Raw genomic sequence first — 26,390 nt, 5'->3', positions numbered from 1 at the left:
CTGCGTCAAACCGGAATCCAGACATGAAAGCCCAGAACATCCTCGAGACCATCGGCCAGACCCCGCACGTCCGCATGAACCGCCTGTTCGGCTCGGCAGAGGTGTGGATCAAGGCCGAGCGCGCGAACCCTGGCGGCTCCATCAAGGACCGCATCGCCCTGTCCATGATCGAAGACGCCGAGCGCAGCGGGGTGCTCAAGCCGGGTGGCACCATCATCGAGCCGACGTCTGGCAACACCGGCGTGGGCCTGGCCATGGTGGCCGCGGTCAAGGGCTACAAGTTGGTGCTGGTGATGCCCGACAGCATGTCGATCGAGCGCCGCCGCCTGATGCTGGCCTATGGCGCCACCTTCGACCTGACCCCGCGCGAGAAGGGCATGAAGGGCGCGATCGCCCGCGCGCAAGAGTTGGCCGCACAAACCCCCGGCGCCTGGATCCCGCAGCAGTTCGAGAACCCGGCCAACATCGCGGTGCACGAGCGCACCACGGCGCAGGAAATCCTCGCCGACTTCCCTGAAGGGTTGGACGTGCTGATCACCGGCGTGGGCACCGGTGGTCACCTCACGGGTTGCGCCAAGGTGCTCAAGGCGAAGTGGCCGCAGCTCAAGGTGTACGCGGTCGAGCCCAAGGCCTCGCCGGTGATCTCGGGCGGCAGCCCGGCGCCCCACCCCATCCAGGGCATCGGCGCCGGCTTCGTGCCGGCCAACCTGCACACCGACTTGCTCGACGGCGTGATCCAGGTCGACGCCGAAGACGCGCGCGAGTTCGGCCGCCGCGCCGCACGCGAAGAAGGCATGCTGGTCGGCATCTCGTCGGGCGCCACGCTGGCCGCCATCGCGCAGAAGCTGCCCGAGCTGCCCGCCGGCAGCCGCGTGCTGGGCTTCTGCTACGACACGGGCGAGCGCTACCTGTCGGTCGAAGGCTACCTGCCCGCCTGAGGCTCACAGCGCATGAGGCACCGTCACTCAGACGCCGCGAACTCGCCTTGGCCCATGTTGATCGCGCTGGTTGCCAGCGTGCCGGCCTTCTACGACTCGATGATGCCCACGCCCGCCACGTGGGCGACGTGGATGTACCTGGTCAGCGGACTGGTGCTGCTGGCATCGGCCTGGCGGGTGCAGCGCAGCCTGCACCAACGTGCCCACGAGCCGAGCCGGGCCCATTCCGGCAGTTGGGGCGAGCACCCCATGCAGCTCAAGCTGGACTGGTTCCTGGGCGCGGCCCTGCTGGCCAATGCCGTGCTGCCTCAGAGCAACGAGTCGGAGCCGGCGCTGATCTGGCGGCTGGTCATCGCGGTGCTGATGCTCTACCGCCTGCTCAAGATCAGCCAGCCGCACTTCACCGAAACCGGTCTGGCTCGCCTGCTGGCCATGGGCGCCAGCGTGCTGGTGCTGTGCGGGATCGGCTTTTACTGGCTCGACCCCGGAGTCAAGACCCTGCACGATGGGCTGTGGCTGGCGTTCTCCACGGCCGCCACCGTGGGCTACGGTGACATGGTGCCCACGTCCACCGCGTCGCGGATCTTCGCCGTGTTCGTGGTGCTGCTGGGCTATGGCCTGCTGTCGCTGGTGACGGCATCGGTGGCTGCGATGTTCGTCGGCTCCCAGGAGCGCAAGGTCGAGCGCGAGATCCTGCGCGACATGCACCGCGAGATGCAGTCCCTGCGGCAGGAGATCGACAAGTTGCGGCAGGAGCTGCGAGCAGACCGACGAGGCCGGGATGGTGACGAGGAGACGACCACCTCCATCCAGGCATCTGCCAGCGATCGCTCCGAGTGACCGCAGGACTCAGCGCATCTTCCAGCGCAGCGTCTCACCGCCCCGCAGCGGCTTGATGACGGTCTCGCCAAAGGGCAGTTCTTCGGGCACGACCCAGTCCTCGCGCACCAGCGTGACGGTGTCGGTGTTGCGAGGCAGGCCGTAGTAGTCGGGGCCGTGGAAGCTGGCGAAGGCTTCGAACTTGTCGAGCGCACCTGCGGCTTCGAATGCTTCGGCGTACAGCTCCAGCGCACAAGGCGCGGTGTAGCAACCCGCGCACCCCGAGGCGTGCTCCTTGAGGTGCGAGGCGTGCGGCGCGCTGTCGGTGCCCAGGAAGAACTTGGACGAGCCGCTGGTGGCCGCCTTGACCAGCGCCACGCGGTGCTCTTCGCGCTTGAGGATGGGCAGGCAGTAGTAGTGCGGGCGCACGCCGCCCATGAAGATGGCGTTGCGGTTGTAGAGCAAATGCTGCGGGGTGATGGTGGCGCCCACGAAGCGGTCGGCCTCGGTCACGTACTGCGCGGCTTCCTTGGTGGTGATGTGCTCGAACGCCACCTTCAGCTCGGGGAAGTCGCGGCGCAGTGGGATCAGCTTGTCGTCGATGAAGGCCTTCTCGCGGTCGAAGACATCGACCTCGCTGTCGGTGACCTCGCCGTGCACGCAGAACACCAGGCCCTCGCGCTGCATGGCCTCGAGCACCTGGTGCGTCTTGCGCAGGTCGGTCACGCCGGCATCGCTGTTGGTGGTGGCGCCTGCAGGGTAGAGCTTGAACGCCACCACACCCGCATCCTTGGCTCGCTTGACCTCGTCCACGGGCGTGTTGTCGGTCAGGTACAGGACCATCAACGGCTCGAACTTCACGCCGGCGGGCACGGCCGCGCGGATGCGGTCGCGGTAGGCCACGGCCTGCTCGGCGGTGGTCACGGGCGGGCGCAGGTTGGGCATGACGATGGCCCGGCCGAACTGTTTGGCGGTGGCGGGCACCACCGAGGCCATGGCGGCGCCATCGCGCAGGTGCAGGTGCCAGTCGTCGGGGCGGGTCAGGGTGAGCTGGGCGAGGTTCGTCATGGTCGTGGGGAACAAGGGGGAGCCAAAAAGCAAGGGCGCTGACACGTTGGGTGCCAGAGGCCAGGAATCCCCGATTTTCGCCGCAAGCGAGGTGCCTGGCGATGGCCCGTCGTGGACACGGCCTCAATCCCAGAAAAGACCCAACGCGCCAAACCTCCCCCATTCGGCCCCCCTAGGTCCGTCAGTCGAAGCGAATTCGCACCCCAAGGGCTAGGGAGCAGGGGCTATCAGCCAAAAGGATGAAGCCCTAGTCTGCACACACCCGCCGCCCCCCTCTCGGCCGGGTCCACCCAACGCAGACGAGGACCTCATGATGCCCAGCCCCTCTCAGTCGGCCCGCTCGAGCCGCCGCCACCAACGTGCGCTGACCTGGCGCCCCATCGCCCTGGCCGCCAGCCTGGCCCTGCCCTGGGCCGCCCACGCCCAGACCGCTTCGCTGGTGCAGCTGATTTCCAGCAACGCCGACCAGACTGTGGTGCGGATCACCGTGCCCAAACCCGTGCTCGAGACCGTGCAGACCGACTCGGGTGCCTTCCAGCGCTTTTCCTTGCGTGAAGGTGGCTTCGCGGTCGACAACAGCCAACCTGGCCTGCCCGAGCTGCCAGCAGGCGGCTTCTCGGCCGCTTTGCCGCTTGACCTCAAGGAGTCGCCCGACGTCAGCATCGTGCCCGAGGGCGGCATCCAACGCCTGAGCGCGCGCATCTACCCGGTGCAGCCGCCCGAGCACTCGCGCGAGAAAGAAGAAGACGCCAAGATCCCCTTCGTCTTCAACCCCGACACCTGGGGCAAGGGCGTGTTCAAGCCCGGACAGTCGCGCGGCAACCTGCCCATCGGCCAGGGCGACGTGCGCGTCGAGGGCTTTCGCCTGGCCCCGTATGGCTACGACCCGTCCAACCAGGTGCTGAGCTGGTACCCCAGTTACCTCGTCACCATCAAGCACCCGGGCCGCTGCTTCACCTACGACCGCCTGCTCAACAAGGAATGGGTCACCACGCGCCAGGAAAAGGGGTTCGACCCGATCGACCAGCGCATCGAGGCGCTGCCGCAACCGGCCATGCGCTTCGCGCTCAACAAGCAGATCGCGGCCGAGCTGCGTTGCGTGCCGCCGGGCCTGACGCTGAACCCGAACTTCTTCGGCGCGCGCTTTCTCATCGTCACGCACCCCAACTTCCTGGACGCGGCCAACGACCTCAAGGCCCACAAGCAGGCACTTGGCATCTCGACCCGCGTGGTGACCACCAGCGAGATCACTGGCGCCAGCCCGACGGCCACGCGCACCCAGATCCGCAACTGGATCGCCAACTTCTACAACTCCCACATCGTGCGGCCCAAGTGGGTGCTGTTCATGGGTGACGCGGAATTCATTCCGACCAACTACGACGAGATCAGCCCCTTCTCCGCCGACCCGGTCTTCCCGGAGCACGCCCGCAGCGCTGGCGACATGTGGTACGGCCAGTTCGCGCCGGGTTCGGACGCGTTCACCGTGCCGCCCTTCGGCATCGGGCGCCTGCCGGTGGACACGCTGGCACAGGCCCAGACCATCGTCTCCAAGGTCAAGTCCTACGAGCTGTTCCCGCCGGTCAACCCGATCATCGGCTCGGACTTCTACAACCGGCTGACCTTCGCCTCGCACTTTCAGGCCGATGACAGCGGCATCAAGGACGAGCGCTGGTTCGTCGAGACCAGCGAGATCGTGCGCAACCACGCCAACTCGCTGGGCTACAACGTGGCACGCCTGTACTGGGCCCCCAACGGCTCCGACCCGCGCTTCTACAACAGCGGCGCCGCCATCCCTGCCGCCCTGCGCAAGCCCGGCTTCCCCTGGAACGCCAACAGCGCCGATGTGGTGGCCAGCATCAACGCCGGCAGCGCCCTGGTCTACCACCGCGACCACGGCTGGTGGACAGGCTGGTCGCACCCGGGCTTCAGCACCACCGACGTGGCCTCGGTGTCCGTCACCGGCAACCGCTTCCCGGTGGTGCTGAGCATCAACTGCGCCTCGGGCATCTTCGACAACGAAACGGTGGACCTGGCGCCGCAGTTCGTCGCCCCCGGCTATGGCCCGAGCATGCTCAGCACCTACTTCGCCGAAGCGCTGCTGCGCAAGTCGGACGGGGCGCTGGCCGTCATCGGTGACACCCGCATCAGCAGCACCACGGCCAACAACCACATGACGCTGGGCTTGTTCGATGGCATCTTCCCCGGCCTGCTTCCCTATGGCAGCGCAGCGCCGTCCAAGCGCCTGGGCGACCTGCTGAACTACGCCAAGACCTACATCAAGCAGGTCGCAGCGGGCTCGGCGGCCAACAGCCACCCGCTGAACTCGAGCGGCACCCAGCCCGGTGTGGCCACCCTGCGCCACGAGCTCAACATCTACAACCTGCTGGGCGACCCGACCGTCAAGCTGCGCGTCAGCCCACAAGGCCTGCTGCCCTGGCCTGTGGGCATCAGCCAGGCTGTTCTGGAAGGCAAGTTCTTGCGTGTGCGACTCAAGCCGAACGACCGGCCGATTCCAGAGGGTGACTGGGTCACGGTCGTCGCCATCGACCCGGTCAAGGGCACGGTGGTTGGTCGCGGGGTGGCCGATGAAGGCGGCAACGCCAGCATCGACCTGGGGGACAACCCACCCAAGAACGTGATCGTGCGCGCTGCGGCCGGCGAGGGCACGGCAGACCAGGTAGCCAGCACCGAAACAGACACCGATGGCGACGGCGTGGCCGACAGCCGCGACAACTGCGTCAGCGTCAAGAACGCCAACCAGCGCGACACCGACCTCGACGGCTATGGCGATGCCTGTGATGCCGACCTCAACAACGACGGCATCGTCAACACCATCGACATGTCCATCGTTCGGCGCGACTTCGGCACCAGCGGGCGAGCCGGCGACCAGAACGGCGACGGCATCGTCAACAGCCTGGACCTGAGCGCCGTGCGCCGCCTCTTTGCCACGCGCCCCGGCCCCTCGGCCTGGCACACCAGCGGTCGCTGAACCCACCAATGCCACCCTCTTTCACACGTTCAACCACACCATCAGGAGTCCACATGACCGCCATCCGTTCCATCGCCACCGCCGCGTCCACCTTGTGCGTCGCACTGGCTTGCAGCACCGCCCAGGCCCAGAGTGTGTCGTTCGACCTCGACGCCCTGACCGTGGCGCCGGGCGAAACGTTCTCGCTCAACCTCATGGCATCGGGCTTCACCGAGGCCGTTCTGGGCGGGGGCTTCGGCCTGAGCTTCGATCCGGCCGTGCTGCGCCTGGACAGCGTCGTCATCCCGGCCAGCTGGGAGTTCGCCCGCAACGGCGGCTTGATCGACAACGCCTCGGGCACGCTCAGCGACGCCTACTTCGCCACCAACAACCCGGTGCCTGGGGACGTCAAGCTGGCCACGCTGAACTTCACCGCGCTCAACGTGGGCCAGAGCCTGGTCACGCCCCTGGCCAACACGCTGCAGCCCTTCGTTGAAGACGGCGCCCTGGAGGTCACCCTGCCGGCCTACAAGTTCGCCACCGTGACCGTGGCCGTGCCGGAGCCCGGCGCCCTGGCGCTGATGCTGGCTGGCTGCCTGGCCATGACCCGCCTGCGCTCGCGTCGCAGCTGAGTCACAAGCGCCTGGTTGCCGGGCATCCGGCGCCGGATCCCCTGGGGTAGCATGGCCGCACAAGCCATGTTCCCCGGGAGGATCCATGTCCAGTTTCGGCCAACCCGCGTCCGGTGCGTCGCGGGTCATCAAGTTCGCGGTGCTCGGCGTTGCCGCCGTGGTGCTGCTGTCGGCCCTCAACCCGATCACCGTCATCTCCGCCGGTGAGCGCGGCATCAAGACCACCTTCGGCAAAGCCGATGACGCCGTCTACGAGCCCGGCATCCACTTCAAGGTGCCGCTGGCTCAGACCATGCACGTGATGGACGTGCGCCTGCAAAAAGGCGAGGGCGAAGGCGATGCCGCTTCGCGCGACCTGCAGTCGGTGCACACCCGCATCGCCATCAACTACCACCTCGACCCCAAGCACGCGGTCGAGGTCTTTCGCAACATCGGACCGACCACCGACATCGCGGCCGACCGCATCATCATCCCGGCTGCGCAAGAGGCCGTCAAAGCCGTCACGGCGCGCTTCACCGCCGAAGAGCTGGTCACGCGCCGCACCGAGGTGCGTGACGCCATCGGTGCGCTGTTGCGCGAAAAAATGATCCGCCACGGCCTGGTGCTCGACGAATTCGCCATCGTCAACTTCGCCTTCTCGCGCTCGTTCTCGGAAGCCATCGAGGCCAAGGTCAAGGCCGAGCAGGAAAAGCTCAAGGCCGAACGCGACCTGCAGCGCATCGAGGTCGAGGCCAAACAGAAGGTTGCCAGCGCCAAGGCCGAAGCAGACGCCCTGGCCCTGCAACGCCAGCAGATCACGCCCGACCTGTTGGCCCTGCGCAAGATCGAGAACGAACGCGAGGCCATCCGCAAATGGGATGGCAACTTGCCGCAGGTCACAGGTGGGGCCACGCCCTTCATCCAGCTGAACCCGGCCAAGCCCTGAAGGCCGAAGGCATCGCCGCCTGATCGCCACACCGCCGATGCCCACCTCATCGAGGAACACCATGCATGATCTGTCGCCAACACCGTTTCAGCCACACCCTCGCGCTCGTGCGCTGATGATCACCGCCAGCTTGCTGGGCACGCTGTGCCTGGGTGGCTGCGCATGGTTGCCCAGCTGGCTTCAAGGCGAGCCTGCAGAGCCCTCCGCCCGCGCCCAGGCCCAGCAGCCTCAAGAAGTCCGGGCCGATGCCACCCCCCGCCAGGAGCGACTGCTTGCCATCACCGCCAGCCACCGCCTGATCAGCTTCCAGGCCGATCGCCCCGAAGAGTTGCTCAGCCGCGTGCCCCTGACAGGCCTGCTGCCCGGCGAGAGCATCCTGGGCATGGACTTCCGGGTCGCACGCGGAGAGCTGTTTGCCCTGAGCACGCGTGGGCGCCTGCTGCGAATCAACCCGGACAGCGGCGAGGTCCAGGCCATTGGGTCGGGCGTGAAGCTGCCGCAGGCACGCACCTTCGGCTTCGACTTCAACCCGACGGTGGACCGCATCCGCGTGGTCGGCGACCGGGGCGACAACCTGCGCCTGCACCCAGACACGGGTGCACAGGTCGATGGCCAGCCCGACGTGGACGGCGTGCAACCTGACGGGGCCCTGCGCTACGCCGATGGCGACGAGCAAGCCGGCAGCGCCCCTCGCATCGTGGCAGCCGGCTACACCTACAACAAGGACAACGAAAAGATCACCACCAACTACGCCATCGACGCGCGGGCAGGCCACCTGGTCATGCAGGGCTCACCGGAGGGCGCCACCCCGGTGGTCTCGCCCAACACGGGCGAGCTGCGCACGGTGGGCCCGTTGGGCGTGCATTCGTTCGACCACGCCTCGCTGGACATAGACGACGTCAAGAACAACGCCTACCTGGTGACCGGGCGCATCGGCTCGACCACCTCGCGCCTCTACACCATCGACCTGAAGACGGGGCAAGCCAAGCTCATCTGCCTGATCGGCCCCGCGCGCGAGCGCGACCGCCTGGGCACCGTGCTGGGCATGGCCATTCAACCGTGAGCCAAGGCGGCGCACAGCACCTGCGCGCGCACAGGGCTGAGCTCAAACCGCCCCTGCTGCATCACCCGAGGCCTGCTGCAAGCGCCACATCTGCGCATAACGTCCGTTGGCCGCGAGCAGCACCGGGTGGGTGCCCCGCTCGATGACGCGCCCTGCCTCCATCACCAGGATCTCGTGCGCGTTCACGATGGTCGAGAGGCGGTGCGCGATCACCAGCACCGTCTTGCCCTCGCCCACCGCCGCCAGCTCGGCCTGGATGGCGCGCTCGTTGGCCGAGTCCAGCGCCGAGGTCGCCTCGTCGAACACCAGGATGGGCGGGTCCTTGAGCAGCGTGCGCGCGATGGCCACGCGCTGTTTCTCGCCTCCGGAGAGCTTCAAGCCTCGTTCGCCGACGATGGTGTCGTAGCCCTTGGGCGTGGCCGCGATGAAGCCGTGGATGTGCGCCGCCTGCGCGGCCTGGATCACCTCGTCCTGCGAGGCCTCGGGCCGGCCATAAGCGATGTTGTAGGCCACGGTGTCGTTGAACAGCACGGTGTCCTGCGGCACGATGCCGATGGCGCGCCTGAGGCTGTCCTGCGTGATGCTGGTGAGGTCGTGGCCGTTGATGGTGACGCGCCCACCCTGCACGTCGTAGAAGCGGTAGAGCAATCGCGCCAGCGTCGACTTGCCAGAGCCCGATGGGCCGACCACCGCCACCGTCTTGCCCGCCGGGATCTCGAAGCTCACGTCGTGCAAGATGGCCCGCTCGGGGTCATAGGCGAAATCGACGTGATCAAAGCGCACAGACGGCGGGCCCTTGAGCAGCAGCGGCCGCGCATCGGGCGCATCGGCCACCTCGCGCTCGCGCTCGAGCAGCGTGAACATCTTGTCGAGGTCGGTCAGCGACTGCTTGATCTCGCGGTAGATCACGCCCAGGAAGTTCAGCGGGATGTAGAGCTGGATCATGAAGGCGTTGACCATGACCAGGTCACCCACCGTCATGCGCCCTTCGACCACGCCCTGGGTGGCGCGCCACAGCATGGCGATCAGGCCGATGGCGATGATGGTCTGCTGGCCCGCGTTGAGCAGCGACAGCGTCTGCTGCGACTTGACACCGGCGCGGCGCAGGCGTTCGAGCGCCTCGTCGTAGCGCCGCGCTTCAAAGGCTTCGTTGTTGAAGTACTTGACGGTTTCGTAGTTCAGCAGCGAGTCGATGGCGCGTGTGTGGGCTTTGGAGTCCAGCTCGTTCATCTCGCGCCGAAAACGCGTGCGCCACTGCGTCAGCGTCACCGTGAAGACCACGTAGAACACCAGCGCCGCCAGCGTGATCCACGCAAAAGCCATGTCGAACTTGATGGCCAGCAGCGAGAGCACCAGCGTGACCTCGATCAGCGTGGGGATGATGCTGTAGAGCGAGTACGAGATCAGCGAGTGCACGGCGCGCGTGCCGCGCTCGATGTCGCGGGTCATGCCCCCGGTCTGGCGCTCGAGGTGAAAGCGCAGGCTCATGGCGTGCAGGTGCCCGAAGACCTGCAGCGAGATGCTGCGCGCCGCGCCTTCGGTGGCCTTGGCAAAGACCAGCTCGCGCAACTCGGCGAACACCGAAGTGGACAGGCGCAGCAGACCATACGCCAGCAGCAAACCCACAGGCACCGCCAACAGGGCCTCGGCGCTGCCCGCCTTGGGCGCCAGCGTGTCGACCAGGTCCTTGAGCAACACGGGCACGCCCACGTTGGCCAGCTTGGCGCCCACCATGAAGGCCAGCGCCGCCACCACTCGCCACTTGTAGGCCCACAGGTAGGGCCACAGCCGGGCGAGCGTGTCGCGGTCACTGCGGACGGGCCCCGGGTTGGGACCTGAGGTGACAGGGGTTTGACTTGAAGCCTGTGCGAATCGGCGCATTCTGGAACAATGGCGTACCAACAAACGAGACCGTCCATTGTCGACGGCTTTGGCTCACCCCGCTTTGGCCCACCCAGTTTTGGCACGCCCATGACCCAACCGACCAGCCCCGCCCTGATGACCCCGCCCGACCTGCATCCCGAGATGGAGCTGGTCATGCGCGTCATGCCCATGCCCAAAGACGCCAACGGCAACGGCGACATCTTCGGCGGCTGGATCATGGCGCAGGTCGACCTCGCCGCCTGCGTGCTGCCCGCGCGCATCTCGCGCGGCCGCGTGGCCACCATCGCTGTCAACGAGTTCGTGTTCCGCAATGCGGTGTCGGTGGGTGACCTGCTGAGTTTTTACGCCCGCGTCGAGAAGATCGGCCGCACCTCCATCACCGTGCACGTCGAGGTCTGGGCCGAACGCCGCCCGTCCGACCCGATCCTGGTGAAGGTCACCGAGGCCAACGTCACCTACGTGGCCATCGACCGCGACGGGCGCCCTCGCCCGGCCCAGCCCGCCTGATCCCATTTGCCCATGCGCACCATCGCTGCCCCCGCCAGCCTCGGCGAGGTTTCTTCGTCCTTGACCGCCGAAGGTTGGGCCCTGCTGCCCACCACGCTGCTCTACCCCTGGCTGCCCGCTGACGCGGCACAAGCCGAGGCCCTGCACGCCAGCTGGAACGACCTGCCGCCCGACACGCACCTGCGCGACGGCGGGCACTACCGCTTCCGTCGTCACAGCTGCTTCGTGTACGACACGGCGGCCCAAACGCTCACACAGACGCCGCACCGGGCCCACTGGCAACCGGTGACTTACAACGCCCTGCACGGCGGTTTCGAGCGCTGGTTCGAGCCCGTGCCCGACGGCATCGCGCAGCACCCGATGTGGCGAGCCCTGCTGAGCAAGCTCGGCGGCTTCCTGGCCGGCGTCAAGCCCGTGCCCGCCTGGTACATCGAGGCGCACCAGTTCCGAGTCGACACCACCGGTGGCATCGGCCGCCCGACGCCCGAAGGCGCGCACCGCGATGGCGTCGACTTCGTGGCCGTGATCATGCTGGGTCGCCAGGGCATCAAGGGTGGCGAGACGCGCGTGTTCGAGGCCGATGGCCCGCAAGGCGTGCGCTTCACGCTCGACCAGCCCTGGAGCACGCTGCTGCTCGACGACGAGCGCGTGATCCACGAGTCCACGCCCATCCAGCCGCTGGGCGAGCATGGCTGGCGCGACACCCTGGTGCTGACGTTCCGCCAGGGCGGCTTTCAGGGGCCTTGAGCTTGTCCGGCTCAGGCCCCGGGCTCGTCACATGCCCTGGAAGTTGGGCTTGCGCTTTTCCATCACGGCGCTGATGGCCTCCTTGGCGGCGGGGCCGCGCAGCAGCGCACCGAAGAGCTTGAGCTCCTCGTCCATGATGGCCTTCAAGCCCACCTGTCCCATCTTCATGACGGCCTTGGTGGCGCGCAGCGCGGCCAGCGGCTTGGCGGCCAGCTTGGTGGCCTGGCCTTGCGCGTAGGCGTTGACCTCCTGCGGCGGCAGGATGCGGTTGACGATGCCCATCTCCACGGCCTCTTCGGCGTAGAAGGCTTCGCCCAGCATCAGCTTCTCGGCGGCGCGCGGGTAGCCCACCAGCGAAGGCAGCAGCAGGGCCGAGCCGGCTTCGGGGCACAGGCCCAGGTTCACGAAGGGCAGGCTGAAGGCGGCGTTGTCGCCCGCGTAGACCAGGTCGCAATGCAGCAGCAGCGTGGTGCCGATGCCCACGGCCGGGCCGGCCACAGCGGCGATGATGGGCTTGGGGAAGGTGCGCAGGACGTTGAGGAAGCGAACCACCGGTGCCGGCTCTGCGTCAGCGGCCATGTTCGGCGGGTTGTTCAGGAAGTCGGCCAAGTCGTTGCCGGCGGTGAAGCAGCTCACGTCGCCCTGGATCACGGCCACGCGCACCGCGTCGTCTTCGCAAGCCTGCTCCAGCTCTTGCGCCAGGCGGGTGTACATCACCGTGGTGATGGCGTTCTTCTTGTCGAGGCGGTTGAAGGTCAGCGTCAGGATGCCGCCTTCGCGGTGGGCCAGGATGTCGTTGGACATGGGTGTCTCCTCGTTGTGAAAGGCAGTGGGACAAAAGGGGGTCAGGCTTCGAGCCAGCGCAGCGCCTGCGGCCACAGCTTCGAAGCATGGGGCTGGAACAGGCCGAAATGGCCCAACCGTTTCAGCCCGTGGGCATGGGGGTGCAGGGACTCGAAACGAAGCTGGGCACCAGCGTACAGGCGATACAGCGCGCGAATGCCTTCGGGGCTGATCAGCTCGTCGTCCTCCATGAGCACGACGGTGATGGGGTGGCGAATGCTGGCGTAGCGCTCGCGCAGCGCCGACCCTTCGGAGCCCACGTAGTCAGGGTGCAGGCACCATCGGCGCCACTGCCACATGGCCGCAGCTGGCAGGTCGCCCACGGCGCCCAGGCGCTTGCCCGGGAAGTAGCCAGCCAGCGCGATGCCCACGGGCGCGAGCACCCACCACAGCAGCGGTGCCTTGCGACGCACGGCCGGCGCGTTCATGCGCCAGTAGCCGTTGCCACTGGCCACCGTCAGCACGCGCTCGAAGCGCTCGGGCTGAGCCAGCCAGCCGAACAGTTGGCCGCCCAGGCTGTGGCCCAGGAAGGTGCGCGGCGCATCGGGCCAGCGCGCGCACAAGGCATCTGCGGCGGCGGGCAGGTCTTGCGTGGCCCAGTCGGTGATGCTGGCCTTGAAGCCACGCAAGCTGCGCGGGGCGGACTCGCCCGTGCCACGCCAGTCAAAGGTCAGCACGGCCACGCCTTGAGTGGCCAGCCAGGTAGCGAAGGCCTGATAAAAGCGCTGGGGCACGCCCATGGCTGCGCCGATCAGCACCGCGCGGCGCACCTCGCCTGCAGGCACGTAGGCGCGCGCGGCCAGCTCATGGCCATCGGGGGTTCGCAGCGTCAGGGGCTCGAAGGCTTCGCTCATGGCTTCGGGGAGACCGTGTCCGAGGGGATCAGGCCATGCCCAGCCAGGGCAGGCTGTGGCGCCAGCCCTGAGGGCCGGTGCGACCATGGAAGAAGTTGAAGTGCCCCACGCTGGCGGCCCCCACATCGTTCGGGCGCAGGAAAACGTAGTCCACCTTCGTGCCGGTGTAGGCCTGGTGCACGGCGCCGATGCCGTCCGGGCTGGCCATGGTGTCGTCGGCGAACAGCACCGCCGTGATGGGCAGCTTCACGCCGGCATAGGCCTGGCGGATGTGCTCGCCTTCGCTGAGCACGAACTTGGGCGAAGCGCACCAGCGCTTCCATTGCGCCACGATGCCGCGCGGCAGGTCGCCCACGGCCTTGATGCGGCTGCCGGCGTAGTACCCATGGCGCGCCACGCTCAGCGGCACGATCACGTGCCAGAACGCGCCGATGACATAGCGCAAGGGCTTGGCCAGGTGCATGACGTAGCCGCTGCCACTGCCCAGCGTGACCACGTGGTCGATCTGCGGGTGCTGCGGCATGGCGCCGAACAGGATGCCGCCCATGCTGTGACCGAACCAGCTGATGGGCAGGCTCGGGTGGCGCTGGGCGACCAGCTCCATCATGGCGGGCGCATCATGCAGCGCCCAGTCGATCAGCTTGGCCCGGTACTGGCGCAGGTTGTCGGGCGCGGACTCGCCCATGCCGCGCCAGTCGAAGGTGTAGACCGCGCAGCCTTGCTGGGTCAGCCAGGTGGCGTAGCGGGTGTAGAAGCTTTGCGGCACGCCCAGGGCGCACGCGATGATGACCGCGCGCCGCGCCGCGCCGCCTTGCGGCTTGAAGCAACGTGCGGCCAGGCTGTGGCCATCGGCGGTGAGGACGCGGAACGATTCCATCGAAACAGGCCTGGAGTCGGTTGAGGCAAAGGTGATCAAAAGGCTGCGACAAGATCGGCGAAGGCCGAAGAAAAAGCCCGCACGGTGGCGGGCTTTTTCAATCGTCAAACGCTGGCGTCAGCCGATCACAGGCTGTCGACGCGCTCGAAGATGCCAGCGGCACCCTGGCCGGAGCCGATGCACATCGTCACCATGCCGTACTTGCCGCCCGTGCGACGCAGGCCGTGAACGACCGTTGCAGCGCGGATGGCACCGGTGGCGCCCAGGGGGTGACCCAGGGCGATGGCGCCGCCCATCGGGTTGACCTTGGCACGGTCCAGCACGTGGCCCTTGCTGTCCAGATCCTTCAGCACGGCCAGGGATTGCGCAGCGAACGCTTCGTTCAGCTCGACCCAGTCCATGTCGGAGGCCTTCAGGCCAGCGTATTCGAGGGCCTTGGGGATGGCTTCGATCGGGCCGATGCCCATGATCTCGGGCGGCACGCCCTTGACCGCGAAGGCCACGAACTTGGCCAGCGGCTTCAGACCATACTTCTCGCAGGCTTCCTTCGAAGCCAGGATCAGGCAGCCAGCGCCGTCGGACGTTTGCGACGAGTTGCCAGCGGTGACCGAACCCTTGGCGGCGAACACCGGGCGCAGCTTGGCCAGGCCTTCCACCGAGGTGTCAGGACGGGCGCCTTCGTCACGGGTGATCGTCTTCTTGGTGATCGTCACTTCGCCCGTTTCCAGGTTCGGCGTGCGCACTTCGATTTCGATCGGCGTGGTTTCAGCGTCGAAGAAGCCAGCTTGCTGGGCGGCGATGGCACGGCGGTGCGATTCGGTCGCGAAGGCGTCTTGTTCTTCGCGGGTCACTTGCCATTGCTGGGCGACCTTCTCAGCCGTCATGCCCATGCCGTAGGCGATGCCGAAGTTCTCGTCGATGTTGACCACATCGGGGTTGAACGAAGGCTTGGCGCCGCCCATGGGGACCATGGACATCGATTCCACACCACCGGCGATCATGACTTCGGCTTCGCCGACGCGGATGCGGTCGGCGGCCATCGACACGGCGGTGATGCCAGCCGCGCAGAAACGGTTGACGGTGGCACCGGCCACGGTCTTGGGCAGGCCCGACAGCAGCGCGGCGATCTTGGCCACGTTCATGCCTTGTTCGCCTTCGGGCATCGCGCAGCCAACGATGGCGTCTTCGATGGCAGCCGGGTCCAGCGTGGGAACCTGCTTGAGGGCGTTCTTGATGGTGGCGACCAGCAGGTCGTCAGGACGGGTGTTCTTGAACACGCCGCGGCCAGACTTGCCGATCGGGGTGCGGGTGGCGGCAACGACGTAAACGTCGCGGAGTTGCTTGGACATGTGTTTGTCTCCGATCGATCAGTTGCGGACAGGCTTGCCGGTCGACAGCATGCCCATGATGCGCTCTTGCGTCTTGGGGTTGTCCAGCAGCGAGCAGAAGTGCTTGCGCTCCAGGGCGTGCAGGTATTCCTCGCTCACCAGGGTGCCGGCGTCGACGTCACCACCGGTCAGCACGTCGGCGATGCACGAGCTGATGTGGTAGTCGTGCTGCGAGATGAAGCCACCGTCACGCATGTTGATGAGCGACGACTGCAGCGTGGCCTTGACGCTGCGGCCCGCCACGGGGAAGAGCTTCTTGGCCGGGGCGCGGTAGCCCGACTCGAACATGGCCTTGGCCTGAGCGATGGCGACATACAGCAGCTCGTCCTTGTTGGGGACGATGATGTCGCTGTCGAGCAGGTAGCCGAACTTGCGCGCTTCGATGGCCGAGGTGGCGACCTTGGCCATGGCGGAAGCCTGGAAGTACTCCTTGACGTAAGCCATCAGGTCGACCGGGGTCGAGCCCGACACGCCCTTGGAAGTTTCCAGCAGCTCAGCGGCACGGCGAGCCTGGTAAGCCAGGCCACCGCCGCCGGGGATCAGGCCCACGCCGACTTCGACCAGACCGACGTAGGTTTCCATGGCGGCCACGCGCTTGGCGGCGTGCACAGCCAGTTCACAGCCGCCACCCAGGGCCAGGCCGTGCATGGCAGCGACGGTCGGGACGTTGGAGTAGCGCAGCGACAGCATGAAGTCCTGCAGCTGCTTCTCGAACGGGGCGATGGCCTTGCCGCCGCCAGCCATGAAGGCGGGCATCATGGACTGCAGGTCGGCGCCAGCCGAGAACGGGCCGTCTTGCGACCAGATCACCAGGCCCTTGTAGCCGGCTTCGGCCAGCTCCAGGCCCTTGGTCAGGCCAGCGGTGACTTCGGCCGAGATCGTGTGCATCTTGGACTTGATCGAAGCGATGACCACTTCGTCGTCCAGGGTCCACAGGCGGATGGCGGCGTCTTCGAACAGGGTCTTGCCAGCGGTGGCACCGGTGGCAGCGTTCGAGCCCAGCACGTTCTCGCGGAAGAACTGGCGCTTGTAGACGGGCAGGTCGCGCACGGGCACGTACTTGCCAGCCTTCGGGGCCCAGGAGCCTTCCGAAGTGTGGACGCCGTCGCGGCCGTCGAACACCCAGGCGGGCAGCGGGGTCGACGACAGGGCCTTGCCTGCGTCGATGTCGGCCTTGACCCATTCAGCCACTTGCTTCCAGCCGGCTTCTTGCCAGATCTCGAAGGGGCCTTGTTTGGCGCCGAAGCCCCAGCGCATGGCGAAGTCGATGTCGCGAGCGGACTCGGCGATCGATTCCAGCGTCACGGCGGCGTAGTGGAAGGCGTTGCGCAGGATGGCCCACACGAACTGGGCTTGCGGGTTGCTCGACTCACGCAGGGCCTTCAGGCGCTCGGCTGCGGGCTTCTTGAGGATGTCGGTGACTTCCTTGTCGGCCTTGCCGCCAGCGGGCACGTACTCGCCGGTTTCAGCGTTGAACTGAAGGATGGTCTTGCCTTCCTTCTTGAAGTAGCCGGCCTTGGTCTTCTGGCCGAAGTTGCCCTTTTCCAGCAGCTTGGTCAGCGAAACGGGGGTCTCGAAGGCGCCGTTGAAGGGGTCGTCCTTGGCACCGTTCTGCAGGGTCTTGATGACGTGGGCCATCGTGTCCAGACCGACCACGTCGGCGGTGCGGAAGGTGGCCGACGAAGCGCGACCCAGCTTCTTGCCGGTCAGGTCGTCGACGATGTCGTAGCCCAGGCCCGAACGCTCGACTTCGCGGAAGGTCAGCAGCATGCCGGCCACGCCCACGCGGTTGGCGATGAAGTTGGGGGTGTCGTAGGCGCGCAGGGCGTTCTTGCCGACCACGGAGGTCGAGAACGTTTCCAGCTGGTCAACCACGGCCGGCGCGGTGTACTGCGTGGGGATCAGCTCCAGCAGCGTCATGTAGCGCGGGGGGTTGAAGAAGTGGATGCCCAGGAAGCGCGAACGCAGTTGCTCGGGCAGCACGTTGGCCATGGCCGTGATGGACAGACCGGAGGTGTTGGTGGCCAGGATGGCCTTGTCGTTCACGAAGGGAGCGATCTTCTTGTAGAGATCTTCCTTCCAGTCCAGGCGCTCAGCGATGGCTTCGATGATCAGGTCGCAGCCACGCAGTTCCTCGAGGTGTTCTTCGTAGTTGGCTTGCTGGATCAGCGCCGCGTCTTCGGCCACGCCCAGGGGCGACGGCTTCATCTTCTTGAGGTTTTCGACGGCCTTGGTGACGATGCCGTTCTTGGGGCCTTCCTTGGCGGGCAGGTCGAACAGGACGACCGGCACCTTGCAGTTGACCAGGTGGGCGGCGATCTGGGCACCCATCACGCCGGCGCCGAGCACGGCCACCTTGCGCACATTGAATTGACTCATGTTCTCTCCTCGAGGAACTCAGTGAATGGAGACGGAAAAAAGGAAGGTTGCCCTTGGCGTGCAACCTTCCTGTGACAGCCTGTCGATCAGAACAGGGCTTCGTCCATTTCCATCAGGGGCTTCAGACCAGCCTTGGCGGTGATCATGGCGGTTTCGACTTCCGGCACCAGCTTGGCGAAGTAGAAGCGGGCGGTGGCCAGCTTGGCCTTGTAGAAGGTGTCGCCGGAGCCTTGCTTCTCGAGGGCGATCTTGGCCGACTGAGCGAAGAAGTAAGCGTAGACCAGGTGGCCGACCACGCGCAGGTAGTCGACGGCGGCGGCGCCCACTTCGTCGGGGTTCTGCATGCCCTTCATGCCGATTTCCATCGTGAAGCCCTGCACCTTCTGACCCAGGTCGGCCAGGGGCTTGGTGAACTCCTGCATGGCTTCGTTGTCGGCGTTTTCCTTGACGAAGCGGCCGATCTTCTTGCCGAAGGCGGTCAGCTTGGCGCCACCGTCACCCAGCACCTTGCGGCCCAGCAGGTCCAGCGACTGCACGGTGTTCGTGCCTTCGTAGATCATGTTGATGCGGGCGTCGCGCACGAACTGCTCCATGCCCCACTCGTGGATGAAGCCGTGGCCACCGAAGACTTGCTGGCAGTGGCGGGTGGCTTCCCAGGCGTTGTCGGTGATGAAGGCCTTGACGATCGGGGTCAGCAGCGCCACGGTGTCGGAAGATTCCTTGCGGACGGCCTCGTCGGGGTGGTTGTGCTCCTTGTCCAGCTCGATGGCGGTGTAGTACACCAGGGCGCGGGCGCCTTCGGCGTAGGCACGGGCGATCAGCAGCATCTTGCGCACGTCGGGGTGCACGATGATGGGGTCGGCGGCCAGGTCAGGACGCTTGACGCCAGACAGGGCGCGCATCTGCACGCGGTCCTTGGCGTAGTTCACGGCGTTTTCGTAAGCCACTTGGGTCAGGCCCAGCGACTGGTTGCCCACGCCCAGGCGGGCGCCGTTCATCATCACGAACATGGCGGGCAGGCCGCGGTGGGGCTTGCCCACCAGGGTGCCAACGGCGTCTTCCAGCACCATCTGGGCGGTGGCGTTGCCGTGGATGCCCATCTTGTGCTCGAGGCCACCGCAGTAGATGCCGTTGCGCGAACCCAGCGAGCCGTCGGCGTTCACGTTGAACTTCGGCACGGCGAACAGCGAGATGCCCTTGGAGCCTTCGGGGGCGTCGGGCAGGCGGGCCAGCACCAGGTGGACGATGTTCTCGGCCATGTCGTGTTCACCGGCCGAGATGAAGATCTTGGCGCCGGTGATCTTGTAGGTGCCGTCGGCTTGGGGGACGGCCTTGGTGCGCAGCAGGCCCAGGTCGGTGCCGCAGTGCGGCTCGGTCAGGCACATGGTGCCGGTCCACTCGCCGCTGGTCAGCTTGGGCAGGTACAGGGCCTTTTGCTCGGGCGTGCCGTGGGCTTCCAGGGCAGCGTGGGCGCCGTGGCTCAGGCCGGGGTACATGGTCCAGGCCTGGTTGGCCGAGTTCATCATTTCGTACACGGCCTGGTTGACCAGCTGGGGCATGCCCTGGCCGCCGAACTCGGGGTCGGCCGACAGACCGGACCAGCCGTTTTCGGTGTACTGCTTGTAAGCTTCCTTGAAGCCATCGGGCGTCTTGACTTCGTGGGTTTCCTTGTTCAGCACGCAGCCTTGCACGTCGCCGACCAGGTTCAGGGGAGCCAGCACCTTGGATGCGAACTTGCCGCCCTCTTCGAGCACGGCATTGACGGTGTCGACGTCCAGATCAGCGTAAGCGGGGATCTGCTTGAGTTCGTCAACGGCGCCGAGCAGTTCGTGCATCACGAATTGCATGTCGCGCAGCGGAGGGGTGTAAGAAGGCATCGTGAAGCTCCTCGGTAAAAAAGCAGTTGAACTGACTGTAGGTAAAGGTCAATGTGCGGTCGCACCCACGGGCGCCACCTGTCCAGACGACGACGGCGCACCCAGCGTGTAGTACTGGATGAGTCGCTCGAACGCCGTGCGGGCCCGATCCACCGCCCCCGCCGAGCGCAAGAAGCGCGCGTCGTGGTGCAGCGACAAGATCAGGCCATGGATTTCAAACAACACCTGCATGGGATCGGTGTCGTCACGCAAATGTCCCAGTTCGACCGCCATGCGGATGGCGCGACCCAGCGCACCATGCCACAACAGCACCATGCCGGCCAGTGCATCTCGCACAGGACCCGGACGGTCGTCGAACTCGACCGCACCACTGATGTAGATGCAGCCGGAATCGATTTCAGTGGCCACTTTGGCCACCCAGTTGTCAAAGAGCGCGCGCAGACGCGGCAGGCCACGCGGCTGCCGGATCGCGGGACGGAAGACTTCTTCCTCGAACCGCTCATGGTATTCGCGGATGACCGAAATCTGAAGCTCTTCGCGCGAACCGAAGTGGGCGAACACGCCCGATTTGCTCATGCCGGTGACCTCGGCGAGCGCCCCGATCGACAGGCCCTCGATGCCCATCTGCGAGGCCAGGTTCAGCGCCGCCTCCAGGATGGCCGCCCGGGTTTGCTGCCCCTTGTGTGCACCACGCTCGCGCCCACGCTCGCGCGCCACCTCGGCGGCGGGTTTGGCGTCCTGGGGCAGCACATCTGACAAGGGCGGTCCTCCGAATAAAACGAACGGTCGTGCTATTTTGCAGAAATCCAGCGGCTTGTGTAGCGGGTTGGGTGATTTTTTTTGCGCACTCTGTCAGGAAGGCGTCAAACCGACGCGCCAAGCCCTGCGGGTCAACCATGTGACGACGTGATGACGTGCGTCAGGCACCACGGCGAGTGCACACGAAAGCTTGAGCGCGGCACGGAATCTGCTCTATTCTTGGGCAGTCACTCCTCGTGGAGGTCGAATGGACGTGCTGCAGCTTGATGTGTCAGGCCGTCCGCAGGCCTGGCTCACGGCCAGGGAAGCGGCGGTCCTGTATGCCTGTGACAGCGTTGCCTGGACGCTGGGCGACCCCTTCATGGTCCTGCGCGGAGGCACTCAGCGCCTCACGGGCATGCAATCGCGCCTGGAATTGCACCCCATCGTCGCGGTGCATGGGGCGGTTCCCAGCCGCGCGTGGCGCCAAAGCCCGGCGCTCTCGAATGCCAAGTTGTTTGCCCGCGACCGCCAGGTCTGCGCCTACTGCGGACACCACTTCGCCCTCGACGACCTCACTCGCGAGCACATCCAGCCCGTTTCACGGGGCGGGGTCGACTCCTGGATGAACTGCATCACCGCCTGCCGCAGCTGCAATGGCCGCAAGGGCAACCGCACGCTGTCCGAGCTGCGCTGGTCGATGTACTACCTGCCATACGTGCCAAGCCTGCACGAGGACATGATCCTGCGCGGGCGGCGCATCGTGGCCGACCAGATGGAGTTCCTGCTCGCCAGCGTGCCGGCGCACAGCCGGCTGCGGCAAGAGCTGAGCTGATCCGCTGAGCGGCCCCGCCCAGGCCTCAGGCTTTTTTCAAGCCAGGCTTGCCCCGCTCGATCACGTAGGTCGCCTGCGTGCGCAGCTTCGACTGCGGTCGCGCCGGGTGCGGCGTGCCACGGAACACGCAACGCACCTCGCGCGGCGTGACGTCGAGCATCACGTGGCCGCGCTGGTCGCTGCGCATGTGCAGCACATCGGGGTTGCCTGCGCGCACCCACGCATTGGCCACCTCGCTCATGCCCTTGCTGGTGACCGAGGTGGTCACCACTTCGCTGGCGATGATGGGCGATGAGCGGTCCAGGGGATCGAGCCGCAGGTTGGCGGCGACATGACGGTGCACATCGCCACCCAGGAAGACCACGTCCTGCACCCGCGGCTGGGCGATGGCCTCCATGATGCGGGCCCGCGCGGCAGGGAACGCGTCCCAGCCTTCGGCGTAGGTCAGCGGCCCCAGCGGTGAGCGGATCGGCCAGGGAGCGATCTGCGTGGTCTGCACGACAAAGCGCCAGTTCGCGTCGCTGCCCGCCAGGCCTGCGGCCAGCCAGTCTTCCTGCTGCCGCCCAAGGAACGTGCGCTGATCGGCCTGGATGGCATCGCAGCGCCAAAGCAGCTTGCCGTGCATGAGCGCGCGCGGCCACTCGCTGCACAGCGCGGCGTCCCGGTGCTGGCGGGTGTCCAGCGTCCACAGGTCGGCCAACTGGCCCCAGCGGTATCGGCCCTGCATGGGCATGCTGGCTTCGAAGGGCACGCGACGCGGCGACACCGGCATGTGCTCGAAGTAGGCTTTGTAGGCCGCCGCACGCGCCGCGATGAAGGCGCGCTGATCGTCAACGCCCGGCGCGGTGTCACCGGTGTAGTCGGACATGACCTCGTGGTCGTCCCACACCATCAACCAGGGGTGGGCCGCGTGGCAGGCGCGCAGGTCGTCGTCGAGCTTGTAGCTGGCGTGGTGGATGCGGTAGTCGGCCAGGGTGCGCCCACCCGGGTGGGGGTCCATCTCGAGGACATGGCTGCGCACCTTGATGTGGTGCGGGGCCTGGGTGGTGTAGATGTAGTCGCCCACGAACAGCACCAGGTCCACGTCGCTGGCAGCGATCTCGCGGTGCGAGTTGAAGTAGCCGTGTTCATAGTGCTGACACGAGGCCAGCGCCATGCGCAACTGCCGGACCGGCTCGGCCGGATCGGGCGCGGTGCGGGTGCGGCCCACGGGGCTGCGCTGGCCACCCGCCTCGAAACGGTAGTGGTAGGTGCGGCCGGGCGCGAGCCCCTCTACCAACACGTGCACGCTGTGCGCCACGGCGGGCTCGGCCACGATCACGCCTTGGCGCACGACCTGGGTGAACCGGGCGTCGGCGGCCACTTCCCAGCGCACCGGTACCGCGGCTTGCGGCATGCCGCCATCGGCCTGCAGGGGGCGCGGCGCCAGTCGGGTCCACAGCACGACGGCATCGGGCAAGGGCTCACCACTGGCCACACCCAAGGGAAACGGATCGTCTTGCGACGCCCATGCCTCGTCCGGCTGAGACTGCGCTTGCGCGCCCGCCGAGAACACCTGCTGCCAGGCCAGGGCAGCGGCAAAGCGGGTCAGGTGAAGGAAGAGATCGCGGCGTTGCATCGAGGCGCCGATTATGCGCGCGAGCGGTGTCCGCACCCTGCCAAGCGTTCGCGCTTGAGTGCACAATGGTTTCAACACATCTGGTGCCTCTGGCACCCCAAGGAGACGGCCATGCCCACGCGACCGACCAGCCCGGACCCCTCCGGCTCGAACGCCAGCAGCCCACCTTTCGCGGGCCTGGGGGCTGGCCTGGACTTCTTCCAGGACTGGCTCAAGGCCGCCGGCAGCGCCCTGCCCAACCTGCAAGGCGCGAGCACCCAGTCTGGCGCCATGCCCGCCTGGAGCATGCCGACGCTGGACCCCCAAGAGCTCGACAAACGCATCCAGGATTTGCGCACCGTTCAGTTCTGGCTGGAACAGAACGCCCGCATGATCGCCATGACGATCCAGGGGCTGGAAGTCCAGAAGATGACCCTCAGCACGCTGCAGGGCATGAACGTGTCGATGGACGCCGTGCGCGACGCCTTGCGGGCCCGCACCACCGAAGCTGCCGCCCCGGCCCCTGAGCCGCCCGCAGCCCCTGAGCCCAAGGCCGAGACCGCCTCTACCGAGACGCCGTCACCACAAGCCGAACTGATCAACCCCATGCGCTGGTGGGACACCCTGACCCAGCAGTTCACCCACCTGGCATCGCAGACGGCCCAGACGGCGCAATCCATGGGTGAGCAGATGATGGGCGAGCAGGCTGCCACGCCCCCCAAATCAACCAGTGCTCGCCAGCCGGCGCGCAAGGCTGCCGCCCGTCGCAAGACCCCCGCCAAGCCTCGAAGCGCCCGCAAGGCCAGCGGCTCGGACGCCGGCTGAGCCGCAGACGGAGCCGCCGCGTGCCCCATTCACCCTCGTCGTCGCCCGCCCACCCCGCGACACCCCCCTCTGCCCTGAGCTTCCTGCACGCCCACGCGACCCACCCCCTGCCCGAGCTGGCCGTGGAAATCGTGTGGGCGCAGCTGAGCGCACAGGGCGTTGAAGAGATGGGGCCCACGCTGGGCTGGTGTTACCTGACCGACGAACTGGCTCACGGCTGCGAGGAGGTGCTGCGCGCCTTGCACGAGCGGATGCCTGGCGTCAGCTGGGTGGGCGCCGTGGGTGTCGGTGTGCTGGCCACCGGGGTGGAATACATGGACGAGCCGGCGCTGGCGGTGATGGTCTGCAACCTGCCCTCTGCAGATTTCAGACTCTTTCATGGCCGCCAACCGCTGCCAGCCTTGGCAGCCGGTCTGCCAACCCATGGCGGCTGGCGGGCCCACACCGCCCAGGTTCACGCCGACGCGCGCAGCCCCGAGCTGGCCGAGTTGATCACGGAGCTGGCCGCGCGCACCGACACCGGCTACCTGTTTGGCGGGCTCAGCGCCGGTCGCCATGGCAGCCCGCACCTGGCCTGGTCACCAGGTGCGTCTGCCGAAGCCACGCCAGGCTCCGAATGGGCCAGCAGCGGTGTGTGGCACGGTGGCCTGTCGGGTGTGGCGTTCTCGCCAGGCGTGCGGCTGGTCTCTCGCGTCAGCCAGGGCTGCACGCCGGTGGGGCCCCGCCGGGTGGTGACGCGAGCCGAACGCAACGTGGTCTATGAGCTCGACGGCCGCCCCGCCCTGTCTTGTTTGCTCCAGGACCTGGGCATGACCGCCACCACCGCGAGCGAAGGCTGGCAGCGCCAGGCCCTGCCCAAGGTGCGCGCCACCCTCGCCGGGGTGACCGACGCTGGCAGCGACCTGCTGGAGCACGGCCGACATTTCGGCGCTGACACGCGCGTGCGCCACCTGATCGGACTGGACCCTGGGCGCCAAGGTGTGGCGCTGGCCGACAACATCGAAGAGGGGATGCAGCTGGCTTTTTGCCAGCGCCATCAGCAAGCAGCCCGGCAAGACCTGGTTCGCGCTTGTGCCGAGGTGCGCGAAGAGTTCGACCCCGACGAGCACCCCGGTCGCGAAGCGGTGGGGGCGATCTACGTCAGCTGCGCCGGCCGTGGTGGCGCACAGTTCGGCGGGCTCAACGCGGAAATGGAACTGGTCTCGCATGCGCTGGGCAACCTGCCCATCGTCGGTTTCTTCGCTGGAGGTGAGGTGGCCCGCCACCACCTTTACGGCTACACAGGGGTGTTGACGGTGTTCGGGCGCTGAGCCCTTCCCCTCACCCTCCCCCCAAAAGAAGGCCCCACCGAAGGGGATTTCCAGCGAAGGCTCCCATCTAGAAACTGGCATCTGCCCGTTGTCCGACCTGCAGGAGTTCGCCGTGATCGCCCGTCCCCTTCGCCGCACTGGCCCCATTCCATTCGCCCCCTTCCCTCCCCTGGCCGATCACTCGCTGGCAGTCGCCTCGCGTGAAGGCCGCGAGCACCGCACGCGCTCTCGCTGGCTGGCGGCACCGCACGCCGCAGCCCACACCTCGAGCACAGGACGCACCCCCACGCCGGGCACGCCGCAGCATTCGCTGGCCACAGCCAAGCCCCAACCCGACCACACTGCATCGCCCGCCCCGGTTGCGGCGCCCGACGCCGCCCGCTCACCGCGCGGGTCCTGCCACGCGGTCTACCACGGGCAGGGCACGCTCAGCGTGCTGTCATCGATCACCGGGCACCACTACCGCTTTGAAGGACGGGGCTGCACGCTCACCATCGATCCCCGAGACCGCCTGGTGCTGGGTCGCCTCAACGAACTGAGCATTCACTCCGCGTCCATCTGAGACCGCTGCGCCATCGGCACAGGTCTCATCGGGTCAGGCGAGCTCGGCGGCCAGCCGCTGTCGAGCCTGGTAAAGCATGTCGAGCGTGATGTGCCGCACCTCCAGCTTGCTTTGCTCGACGTGAGCGCGCAGCAGGCGTTGCGCCTCGTCGGTGCGACGCCTGGTGATGGCCCTCAGGATGCGCGCGTGTTCGTCGTAGGTCAGGTCCACGCGCGCAGGCTTGATGAAATCCAGCCTCCGGATGATGCGGATGCGCTCGGTGATGTCTGCGTGCACCCGGGTCATCTCGCTGTTGCCCACCGCCCGAACCAGGGCAGCGTGGAACTCTTCGTCCATCTGCCCCACAGGCAGCGGGTGATTGAGGCGGTCTTCCGCCGGGACCAGCCAGGTGTCGGCCAGCTCGCGCAGCGTGGGCCGCTCCTCGGCTTCGCAAAGGCGCGCCACGGCGTGGGTCTCCAGCAGGATCCTCAGGTCGTAGAGTTGGTCAAAGGCCTCGAAGTCCAGCGGCGCGACCTGCCAGCCACTTTTCGGGAACACGAGCAAGAAACCTTCGCGTTGCAGGCGCTGCAGGGCCTGGCGCAAAGGCGTGCGGCTGACTTGCACGCGTTGGGTGAGGTCGGCCTCCGAGAATCGGTCACCTGGCAGCAGGTGAAAGTCGAAGATCAACTGCTTGATCTGGGCGTAAGCCCGCTCGGCCAGGGTGGCGGCGGGCAGGTCAGCAGGAGACAGAACCGAAACCAGGGTCATGGTGCCT

General features: G+C 66.9%; 23 protein-coding genes. 12 read left to right on the top strand and 11 right to left on the bottom strand.

Features of this window, described 5'->3' with window-relative positions:
- Positions 1 to 23: 23 nt before the first annotated feature.
- Positions 24 to 938: a cysteine synthase A gene (gene cysK, locus ABG80_RS14345; protein WP_058088319.1), complete on the top strand. Its 915-nt coding sequence runs from the start codon at positions 24 to 26 to the stop codon at positions 936 to 938.
- Positions 939 to 992: 54 nt separating this feature from the next.
- Entirely contained in the window at positions 993 to 1,778 is a 786-nt protein-coding gene (locus tag ABG80_RS22035) for an ion channel (protein ID WP_235513871.1), read from the top strand.
- Between the two features lie 9 nt (positions 1,779 to 1,787).
- On the opposite strand, the gene pyrC is transcribed toward ABG80_RS22035, so the two are convergent.
- Entirely contained in the window at positions 1,788 to 2,825 is a 1,038-nt protein-coding gene (gene pyrC / locus ABG80_RS14335; RefSeq protein ID WP_058088318.1) for a dihydroorotase, read from the bottom strand.
- 313 nt (positions 2,826 to 3,138) lie between these two features.
- On the opposite strand from pyrC, the gene ABG80_RS14330 reads away from it, so the two are divergent.
- The 4 genes from ABG80_RS14330 (at position 3,139) to ABG80_RS14315 (ending at position 8,413) form a co-directional block, all read left to right on the top strand.
- Positions 3,139 to 5,814 (top strand): C25 family cysteine peptidase, encoded by a 2,676-nt coding sequence (locus tag ABG80_RS14330; protein ID WP_160322552.1) that lies wholly within the window; start codon positions 3,139 to 3,141, stop codon positions 5,812 to 5,814.
- A 53-nt stretch (positions 5,815 to 5,867) separates the two neighbouring features.
- The gene (locus ABG80_RS14325) at positions 5,868 to 6,425 is read left to right on the top strand and encodes a cohesin domain-containing protein (protein ID WP_058088316.1); all 558 of its coding nucleotides are present in this window, start codon (positions 5,868 to 5,870) and stop codon (positions 6,423 to 6,425) included.
- Between the two features lie 85 nt (positions 6,426 to 6,510).
- Positions 6,511 to 7,350, top strand: coding sequence for a prohibitin family protein (locus tag ABG80_RS14320; protein WP_058088315.1), 840 nt, complete (start codon positions 6,511 to 6,513; stop codon positions 7,348 to 7,350).
- 61 nt (positions 7,351 to 7,411) lie between these two features.
- Positions 7,412 to 8,413 (top strand): DUF4394 domain-containing protein, encoded by a 1,002-nt coding sequence (locus ABG80_RS14315; protein ID WP_235513870.1) that lies wholly within the window; start codon positions 7,412 to 7,414, stop codon positions 8,411 to 8,413.
- A gap of 42 nt (positions 8,414 to 8,455) precedes the next feature.
- Here ABG80_RS14315 and ABG80_RS14310 read toward each other — a convergent pair whose 3' ends face one another.
- Entirely contained in the window at positions 8,456 to 10,294 is a 1,839-nt protein-coding gene (locus ABG80_RS14310) for an ABCB family ABC transporter ATP-binding protein/permease (protein WP_058088314.1), read from the bottom strand.
- 90 nt (positions 10,295 to 10,384) lie between these two features.
- Here ABG80_RS14310 and ABG80_RS14305 point away from each other — a divergent pair, with 90 nt between their 5' ends.
- Positions 10,385 to 10,804: an acyl-CoA thioesterase gene (locus tag ABG80_RS14305; RefSeq protein ID WP_058088313.1), complete on the top strand. Its 420-nt coding sequence runs from the start codon at positions 10,385 to 10,387 to the stop codon at positions 10,802 to 10,804.
- Positions 10,805 to 10,816: 12 nt separating this feature from the next.
- Positions 10,817 to 11,551, top strand: coding sequence for a 2OG-Fe dioxygenase family protein (locus ABG80_RS14300; RefSeq protein WP_058088312.1), 735 nt, complete (start codon positions 10,817 to 10,819; stop codon positions 11,549 to 11,551).
- A 27-nt stretch (positions 11,552 to 11,578) separates the two neighbouring features.
- On the opposite strand, the gene ABG80_RS14295 is transcribed toward ABG80_RS14300, so the two are convergent.
- The 7 genes from ABG80_RS14295 to ABG80_RS14265 all read right to left on the bottom strand — a co-directional run bounded on the left by ABG80_RS14295 (position 11,579) and on the right by ABG80_RS14265 (position 20,486).
- Positions 11,579 to 12,355 (bottom strand): enoyl-CoA hydratase, encoded by a 777-nt coding sequence (locus tag ABG80_RS14295; protein ID WP_058088311.1) that lies wholly within the window; start codon positions 12,353 to 12,355, stop codon positions 11,579 to 11,581.
- Between the two features lie 41 nt (positions 12,356 to 12,396).
- Positions 12,397 to 13,248, bottom strand: coding sequence for an alpha/beta hydrolase family protein (locus ABG80_RS14290; RefSeq protein ID WP_058088310.1), 852 nt, complete (start codon positions 13,246 to 13,248; stop codon positions 12,397 to 12,399).
- A 28-nt stretch (positions 13,249 to 13,276) separates the two neighbouring features.
- The gene (locus ABG80_RS14285; RefSeq protein ID WP_058088309.1) at positions 13,277 to 14,125 is read right to left on the bottom strand and encodes an alpha/beta hydrolase family protein; all 849 of its coding nucleotides are present in this window, start codon (positions 14,123 to 14,125) and stop codon (positions 13,277 to 13,279) included.
- A gap of 125 nt (positions 14,126 to 14,250) precedes the next feature.
- Positions 14,251 to 15,474 (bottom strand): acetyl-CoA C-acyltransferase, encoded by a 1,224-nt coding sequence (locus tag ABG80_RS14280; protein ID WP_058088308.1) that lies wholly within the window; start codon positions 15,472 to 15,474, stop codon positions 14,251 to 14,253.
- A gap of 18 nt (positions 15,475 to 15,492) precedes the next feature.
- A complete protein-coding gene (locus ABG80_RS14275; protein ID WP_058088307.1) occupies positions 15,493 to 17,892 on the bottom strand; it encodes a 3-hydroxyacyl-CoA dehydrogenase/enoyl-CoA hydratase family protein in 2,400 nt (799 codons plus the stop codon).
- Between the two features lie 86 nt (positions 17,893 to 17,978).
- Entirely contained in the window at positions 17,979 to 19,769 is a 1,791-nt protein-coding gene (locus tag ABG80_RS14270) for an acyl-CoA dehydrogenase C-terminal domain-containing protein (protein WP_058088306.1), read from the bottom strand.
- Between the two features lie 48 nt (positions 19,770 to 19,817).
- Positions 19,818 to 20,486, bottom strand: a complete 669-nt coding sequence (locus tag ABG80_RS14265) for a TetR/AcrR family transcriptional regulator (RefSeq protein ID WP_058088626.1) — start codon at positions 20,484 to 20,486, stop codon at positions 19,818 to 19,820.
- Between the two features lie 289 nt (positions 20,487 to 20,775).
- Between ABG80_RS14265 and ABG80_RS14260 the strand changes: the two genes are divergently transcribed.
- A complete protein-coding gene (locus tag ABG80_RS14260; protein ID WP_058088305.1) occupies positions 20,776 to 21,342 on the top strand; it encodes an HNH endonuclease in 567 nt (188 codons plus the stop codon).
- 25 nt (positions 21,343 to 21,367) lie between these two features.
- Here the strand turns inward: ABG80_RS14260 and ABG80_RS14255 are convergent, their stop codons facing one another.
- A complete protein-coding gene (locus tag ABG80_RS14255; protein ID WP_058088304.1) occupies positions 21,368 to 22,960 on the bottom strand; it encodes an alkaline phosphatase D family protein in 1,593 nt (530 codons plus the stop codon).
- Between the two features lie 111 nt (positions 22,961 to 23,071).
- Here ABG80_RS14255 and ABG80_RS14250 point away from each other — a divergent pair, with 111 nt between their 5' ends.
- The 3 genes from ABG80_RS14250 to ABG80_RS14240 all read left to right on the top strand — a co-directional run bounded on the left by ABG80_RS14250 (position 23,072) and on the right by ABG80_RS14240 (position 25,636).
- Complete coding sequence (locus tag ABG80_RS14250) at positions 23,072 to 23,764, top strand: PhaM family polyhydroxyalkanoate granule multifunctional regulatory protein (RefSeq protein ID WP_235513869.1); 693 nt, start codon at positions 23,072 to 23,074, stop codon at positions 23,762 to 23,764.
- 20 nt (positions 23,765 to 23,784) lie between these two features.
- A complete protein-coding gene (locus tag ABG80_RS14245) occupies positions 23,785 to 25,074 on the top strand; it encodes an FIST signal transduction protein (RefSeq protein ID WP_235513868.1) in 1,290 nt (429 codons plus the stop codon).
- Between the two features lie 112 nt (positions 25,075 to 25,186).
- Entirely contained in the window at positions 25,187 to 25,636 is a 450-nt protein-coding gene (locus tag ABG80_RS14240) for a hypothetical protein (RefSeq protein WP_152987638.1), read from the top strand.
- A 33-nt stretch (positions 25,637 to 25,669) separates the two neighbouring features.
- On the opposite strand, the gene ABG80_RS14235 is transcribed toward ABG80_RS14240, so the two are convergent.
- A complete protein-coding gene (locus tag ABG80_RS14235; protein ID WP_058088301.1) occupies positions 25,670 to 26,383 on the bottom strand; it encodes a GntR family transcriptional regulator in 714 nt (237 codons plus the stop codon).
- Positions 26,384 to 26,390 lie beyond the last annotated feature (7 nt).

It is taken from the genome of Aquabacterium parvum, assembly GCF_001447195.1.
GTDB lineage: Bacteria > Pseudomonadota > Gammaproteobacteria > Burkholderiales > Burkholderiaceae_C > Aquabacterium > Aquabacterium parvum.
Note: the sequence above shows the minus strand (reverse complement) of the source record. Positions and strands in the feature narration are given on the sequence as shown.

What these genes read in the sequence shown, in the direction of transcription:
- cysK (WP_058088319.1), top strand. Translation starts at nt 24, where the DNA reads ATGAAAGCCCAGAACATCCTCGAGACCATCGGCCAGACCCCGCACGTC.
- ABG80_RS22035 (WP_235513871.1), top strand. Translation starts at nt 993, where the DNA reads ATGTTGATCGCGCTGGTTGCCAGCGTGCCGGCCTTCTACGACTCGATG.
- pyrC (WP_058088318.1), bottom strand. Translation starts at nt 2,825, where the DNA reads ATGACGAACCTCGCCCAGCTCACCCTGACCCGCCCCGACGACTGGCAC.
- ABG80_RS14330 (WP_160322552.1), top strand. Translation starts at nt 3,139, where the DNA reads ATGCCCAGCCCCTCTCAGTCGGCCCGCTCGAGCCGCCGCCACCAACGT.
- ABG80_RS14325 (WP_058088316.1), top strand. Translation starts at nt 5,868, where the DNA reads ATGACCGCCATCCGTTCCATCGCCACCGCCGCGTCCACCTTGTGCGTC.
- ABG80_RS14320 (WP_058088315.1), top strand. Translation starts at nt 6,511, where the DNA reads ATGTCCAGTTTCGGCCAACCCGCGTCCGGTGCGTCGCGGGTCATCAAG.
- ABG80_RS14315 (WP_235513870.1), top strand. Translation starts at nt 7,412, where the DNA reads ATGCATGATCTGTCGCCAACACCGTTTCAGCCACACCCTCGCGCTCGT.
- ABG80_RS14310 (WP_058088314.1), bottom strand. Translation starts at nt 10,294, where the DNA reads ATGCGCCGATTCGCACAGGCTTCAAGTCAAACCCCTGTCACCTCAGGT.
- ABG80_RS14305 (WP_058088313.1), top strand. Translation starts at nt 10,385, where the DNA reads ATGACCCAACCGACCAGCCCCGCCCTGATGACCCCGCCCGACCTGCAT.
- ABG80_RS14300 (WP_058088312.1), top strand. Translation starts at nt 10,817, where the DNA reads ATGCGCACCATCGCTGCCCCCGCCAGCCTCGGCGAGGTTTCTTCGTCC.
- ABG80_RS14295 (WP_058088311.1), bottom strand. Translation starts at nt 12,355, where the DNA reads ATGTCCAACGACATCCTGGCCCACCGCGAAGGCGGCATCCTGACGCTG.
- ABG80_RS14290 (WP_058088310.1), bottom strand. Translation starts at nt 13,248, where the DNA reads ATGAGCGAAGCCTTCGAGCCCCTGACGCTGCGAACCCCCGATGGCCAT.
- ABG80_RS14285 (WP_058088309.1), bottom strand. Translation starts at nt 14,125, where the DNA reads ATGGAATCGTTCCGCGTCCTCACCGCCGATGGCCACAGCCTGGCCGCA.
- ABG80_RS14280 (WP_058088308.1), bottom strand. Translation starts at nt 15,474, where the DNA reads ATGTCCAAGCAACTCCGCGACGTTTACGTCGTTGCCGCCACCCGCACC.
- ABG80_RS14275 (WP_058088307.1), bottom strand. Translation starts at nt 17,892, where the DNA reads ATGAGTCAATTCAATGTGCGCAAGGTGGCCGTGCTCGGCGCCGGCGTG.
- ABG80_RS14270 (WP_058088306.1), bottom strand. Translation starts at nt 19,769, where the DNA reads ATGCCTTCTTACACCCCTCCGCTGCGCGACATGCAATTCGTGATGCAC.
- ABG80_RS14260 (WP_058088305.1), top strand. Translation starts at nt 20,776, where the DNA reads ATGGACGTGCTGCAGCTTGATGTGTCAGGCCGTCCGCAGGCCTGGCTC.
- ABG80_RS14255 (WP_058088304.1), bottom strand. Translation starts at nt 22,960, where the DNA reads ATGCAACGCCGCGATCTCTTCCTTCACCTGACCCGCTTTGCCGCTGCC.
- ABG80_RS14250 (WP_235513869.1), top strand. Translation starts at nt 23,072, where the DNA reads ATGCCCACGCGACCGACCAGCCCGGACCCCTCCGGCTCGAACGCCAGC.
- ABG80_RS14235 (WP_058088301.1), bottom strand. Translation starts at nt 26,383, where the DNA reads ATGACCCTGGTTTCGGTTCTGTCTCCTGCTGACCTGCCCGCCGCCACC.